This window comes from Paenarthrobacter sp. CM16 (genome assembly GCF_013179505.1).
Classification (GTDB): Bacteria; Actinomycetota; Actinomycetes; order Actinomycetales; family Micrococcaceae; genus Arthrobacter.
On the sequence record NZ_JABMCX010000318.1, the window covers coordinates 1 to 4,955 of the forward strand.

Annotated in this window: 4 protein-coding genes and 1 tRNA gene; 2 read left to right on the forward strand and 3 right to left on the reverse strand. The window is 61.2% G+C overall.

The window, feature by feature from the left end; translation table 11 throughout:
- The first annotated feature begins 152 nt into the window (after positions 1–152).
- Entirely contained in the window at positions 153–881 is a 729-nt protein-coding gene (locus HP499_RS20605; RefSeq protein WP_172325995.1) for a FadR/GntR family transcriptional regulator, read from the forward strand.
- Between the two features lie 179 nt (positions 882–1,060).
- On the opposite strand, the gene HP499_RS20610 is transcribed toward HP499_RS20605, so the two are convergent.
- A tRNA-Arg gene (locus tag HP499_RS20610) sits at positions 1,061–1,134 on the reverse strand.
- A 284-nt stretch (positions 1,135–1,418) separates the two neighbouring features.
- Here HP499_RS20610 and HP499_RS20615 point away from each other — a divergent pair.
- The gene (locus HP499_RS20615) at positions 1,419–3,245 is read left to right on the forward strand and encodes a phosphoenolpyruvate carboxykinase (GTP) (protein WP_172325996.1); all 1,827 of its coding nucleotides are present in this window, start codon (positions 1,419–1,421) and stop codon (positions 3,243–3,245) included.
- A 107-nt stretch (positions 3,246–3,352) separates the two neighbouring features.
- Here the strand turns inward: HP499_RS20615 and HP499_RS20620 are convergent, their stop codons facing one another.
- Positions 3,353–4,510, reverse strand: coding sequence for a globin domain-containing protein (locus tag HP499_RS20620; RefSeq protein WP_172325997.1), 1,158 nt, complete (start codon positions 4,508–4,510; stop codon positions 3,353–3,355).
- Positions 4,511–4,652: 142 nt separating this feature from the next.
- Positions 4,653–4,955 (reverse strand): Rrf2 family transcriptional regulator (locus tag HP499_RS20625; RefSeq protein ID WP_253951721.1); only part of this gene is annotated, 303 nt, incomplete at its 5' end.

The following is a 4,955-nucleotide window of genomic DNA, read 5'->3' on the forward strand; positions in this document are numbered from 1 at the left end:
TAGCTATGACGGAGGTGGGACATCCGATATTGTATGTTGCGAGTCACTCATTCTTGGGTGGGCACTAAGCTCGCCTCAATATTAACACCGCACATGCTTCCGAAACCGGCCACTTCCGGGTCTCAGGCAGGTGCATCGGCAAGGAGAAAGCCATGACAACTTCCGGTGTGGTTCCGCAGGCGCGGTTCAGTGCACAGGCCCGGCTGCGTGCCTTGCAATCGGACATTATGGAATTGATTCTTGAGCGCGAGCTCGAGGCGGGCGATCCACTGCCGACAGAGAGCGAACTTTCCGGCGCTCTGGGCGTAGGGCGCAATACGCTGCGCGAGTCCCTCAAGGTCCTCCAGGCCTTGGGCGTCATCGAAATACGCCACGGCTTCGGCATGTTCGTGGCACCCAGCAACTTTGACGCCTTGGCCGACGGCCTGACCTTCCGGGGCCGGCTCTCGCTGCGGCACCAGGGCCTGGAAGCCTTGCAGTTGGTGGATGTGCGCCAGGCCTTGGAGTCTGGCCTGATCGGCTCGTCCATTGACGTTATGACCAGGGAGCAGCTGGCCTCCATTGAAGAAGCCGTGAAGCAGATGGAGGAGCTCGCCGCTGCCGGCGAAAACTTCGTTGCTGCCGATGCCGAGTTCCATCGTCGGCTCTTCGAACCCCTTAACAATGAGCTCCTGATCAACCTCATGGGCGTCTTCTGGAAGGTCTACCGGAAGATCCACGTGGAAATCGGCCCGGGCAACGAGGACTTGGTAAAGACTGCCGCGATGCACCGTGGCATCTACGCAGCTGTAGCTGCAGGGGACAAAGCCCTGGCCTCCGAGTTGCTCAACCGTCACTTCGACGGAATCCGCCGACGTATCAGCGAGGCCGTGGGAGAGTAAAAGCTCCGCGCTCAATGCAAGGGCCGTCGTCGTACTTCTTTGAACAGTACGACGGCGGCCCTTCCCGTTCTGCGCGCGGGTCACCTGCCGCTGGGTTCGCCAGGTTGGGTTCGCCAGGTTGGGGTTCGCCGGGCATAAAAAAAGACCCGCACCGGCGAACCGGTGCGGGTCTTTATCTGTGCGCCCAAAGGGATTCGAACCCCTGACCTTCTGTTCCGTAGACAGACGCTCTATCCAGCTGAGCTATGGGCGCATTTCGTGTGATTCTCGGCGGTCTGTTTCTCTGACCCCCTCGAACCTCAATAAACTTTACAGAAGTTCATGAGAAGTTCCAAATCGAAAAGCTGTAATCTGCGCAACTAGACCGGTCTACGTGACCTTAGTCACTTAAATCCGGCACATTGCCATGTCAGCCCTTGATTTCTAGCGGTTTTTACTTTTCCCACCTCCGGATGTCCGATGTCTGACAACGGATTGGTCTGGTCCGCGGCCCCTATCGTTTAGGACACACCACTGAACCCGAGGAAGGGAACCGCAATGGGCGATCTGGCGCGACTGCCGCTGCTTGAGAAGGCACCTACTACGCATGCACGCCTGCTGGCCTGGGTCGAGGAAGTTGCCGAGCTGACTCAGCCGGACCGCATCCACTGGGTTGATGGCAGCGAAGCAGAAAACAAGAAGCTGACGGACGAGCTGGTCGAGGCCGGCACGCTCAAGCGGCTGAACCCGGAGACGTTCCCGAACTCTTTCGCGGCATTCTCGGACCCCGCTGACGTTGCCCGTGTGGAGGAGCAGACCTTCATCTGCTCCGAGAACGAGCGCGACGCAGGCTTCACCAACAACTGGATGGCCCCGGCCGAGATGAAGCAGAAGCTGCGCGGCCTGTTCGCCGGCTCCATGCGTGGCCGCACCATGTACGTCATTCCGTTCGTCATGGGCCACCTTGATGCAGAAGATCCCAAATTTGGCGTCGAGATCACCGACTCCGCCTACGTTGTTGCCTCCATGCGCATCATGGCCCGCATTGGAACCGACGTCCTGGACCGCATCACCCAGACCGACGCTTTCTTTGTCCCCGCCCTCCACTCGCTGGGCGCACCCCTGGAAGCCGGCCAGGCTGACGTCGCGTGGCCCTGCAACACGGACAAATGGATTGTGCACTTCCCCGAAGAGCGGTCCATCTGGTCCTTCGGCTCCGGCTACGGCGGAAACGCCCTCCTGGGCAAGAAGTGCTACGCACTGCGCATCGCTTCGGTCATGGCCCGCGATGAAGGCTGGCTGGCCGAGCACATGCTAATCCTCAAGCTGACCTCCCCGGAGCAGAAAACTTACTACATCTCTGCTGCGTTCCCGTCTGCTTGCGGCAAGACCAACCTCGCGTTGCTCGACCCCACCATCAAGGGCTGGAAAGTTGAGACCCTTGGCGATGACATCACCTGGATGCGCTTCGGCAAGGAAGGCGAACTGCGCGCCGTCAACCCCGAGGCAGGCCTCTTCGGCGTCGCTCCCGGCACCGGCTGGGGCACCAACCCCAACGCCATGCGTGCCATCGCCAAGGGCAACAGCATCTTCACCAACGTGGCTCTGACCGATGACGGCGGCGTCTGGTGGGAAGGAATGACGGAGGAAACTCCGGCACACCTGACCGACTGGCGTGGTGAGTCCTGGACTCCGGACTCCGACGCCCCGGCAGCGCACCCGAACTCGCGCTTCTGCACGCCGATCGACCAGATCGACATGCTGGCTGAGGAATACTTCAGCCCGGAAGGCGTGGAACTGTCCGCGATCCTGTTTGGCGGCCGTCGCAAGACCACCATCCCGCTGGTCACCGAAGCGCGCGACTGGTCAAACGGTATCTTCATGGGATCCACGCTGTCTTCCGAGACCACGGCTGCCGCCGCCGGTGCCGTTGGCGTGGTCCGCCGCGACCCGATGGCCATGCTGCCGTTCATTGGCTACGACGCAGGGGACTACCTGAACCACTGGGTGAACCTGTCCGCCAAGGCCAACCCCGAGCGCCTGCCCAAGATCTTCCTGGTCAACTGGTTCCGTCGCACGGCTGAAGGCGGCTTCGCGTGGCCCGGCTTCGGCGACAACGCCCGTGTGCTCAAGTGGGCCATCGAGCGCCTTGAAGGCAAGGCCGACGCCGTGGAGACTCCGATCGGTTTCGTTCCGACCGGCGAATCCATCGACCTTGAGGGCCTGGACATGACCCCCGCTGAGGTTGAGTCGGCCGTTCGTGTGGACCCCGAGGAATGGGCAACCGAGCTGGCCTCCATCGAGGAATGGTTCGCCAACTTCGGCGAGTCCCTCCCGGCGGCGCTGCAGTCCGAGCTGGACGGTCTCAAGACCCGTCTGGGCTAGACCTCTTAGGAACAACGGCGTTCTTAAGTGAACGACGACGGCCCGTCACCTTTCGATTGAGAGGTGGCGGGCCGCCGTCGTTCTTGGGACCGTGTCCTTCCGAGGCGTTAGTTGGCGAGCCAAACGTCGGGGCCGAAGACCTCGTAGTGGATCCGGGTGGCCGGAATTCCGGCCTCGATGGCTTCGTCGCGGATCTTCTTCATGAAGGGAAGCGGTCCGCAGAGATACAACGAGGCATCGGCTGGGACGTCAACTTCCCGCAGTGACATGAAACCCTGAATGGCTTCGGCGTGCGGTGTTTCCAGCCAGAGCTTCACATCGGCGTCGATCTTGGCAGCGTCCGCCGTCATCTGCCCGCTCAGTGCCCAGCTGTCCATGGACTTTTCCGCGTGAAGGACAAGGACCTCCCGGTCGGTGCCCGTCTGCGCCAGAGAGCGCAGGATGGACGCAGTGGGCGTGCAACCGATACCCGCCGAGGCCAGGATGACCGGACCGGCTCCCTCTTTGAGGGTGATTTCGCCGTACGGATTTGAGATCTCCAGGATGTCACCACGTTCAACCTCGCTGTGCAGGGCGGTGGACACTTCGCCCCCGTCGTTGAGCTTGGTGGTGAAGGTTCGGCCGTTGCCGGTGTCGCCGGACAACGAGTACTGGCGTACTTGGCGCAGGCCATCGCTGAGGCGGACCTTGACGCTGACGTACTGACCCGGAATTGCAGGGGTGACAGGGGTATCGTCCGCAGGTTCCAGACTGAAGGTCATGGCGTCGGTGCCTGCCGGCTCCTTGGCCGTAACGCGCCAAGGCATCCACATTTTGCTGTTGGCCTGGGAGGCGTAGAGGTCCTTTTCCAGCTTGATCAGCGCGTCAGCCATGAGCCAGTAGACCTCAGTCCAGGCCTCAGCGATCTCGGGCGTGATGACCTCGGCGAGGTCTGCGGCGATCGCGGCGAACAAGTGCTCGTAGACCACGCAGTACTGCTCTTCTGTGATTCCAAGGGAGGCATGCTTGTGCGCAATCCTGGACAGGACCTGCTCCGGAAGGGTACCTGGGTTGTTGACCAGGTGAGTGGCGAAAGCGGCAATGCTGCCGGCTAGTGCCCGCTGCTGATCACCCGAACGCTGATTGGAACGGCTGAAGAGGCCATCAAGCAGCTCGGGGTGTGCCGAGAAAAGCCGTTGGTAGAAGTCGACCGTTATCGCCCCGATCCGTGAACCCACCAAGGGAAGGGTTGCTTCGATGATGGGGCGGGACTTTTCCGAGAGCATGGTTCTCCTGGGTGTTAGGGGTCGGACTGGCCGGCCGTAATATACAAGCATTTGAAATGCTTATATTGATACCTCAATTTCTACACCTCGTAGAAGTGTTGTGCAAACTGGGAGGAAGGTGCCGGAGGGCGGTGTGTGCGGGTTACGGTTGGCCGGCCGGCACCCTGAATTCCGGACGCAGCCCGATGGACTGGAAAACCGGATTCATTTGGCGGGCATGGGGGAGCGAAGCGATGACCACGGTGTCCAACTCGCGGTAAAAGGCTTCCCTGGCGCGGTTCATTGCATGGCGCAGCCCGCATTCGGTGATGAGCGGGCAATTTTTGGTGGGGGACTGGCACTCAGCCGGGTCTTGTCGGCTGTCCAAATGCCGCAGGACCTCGCCAACTGTCGCCTTCCGCCCCGATTCATTGAGCCTTGAACCGCCCAACCGACCCCGTTCAAC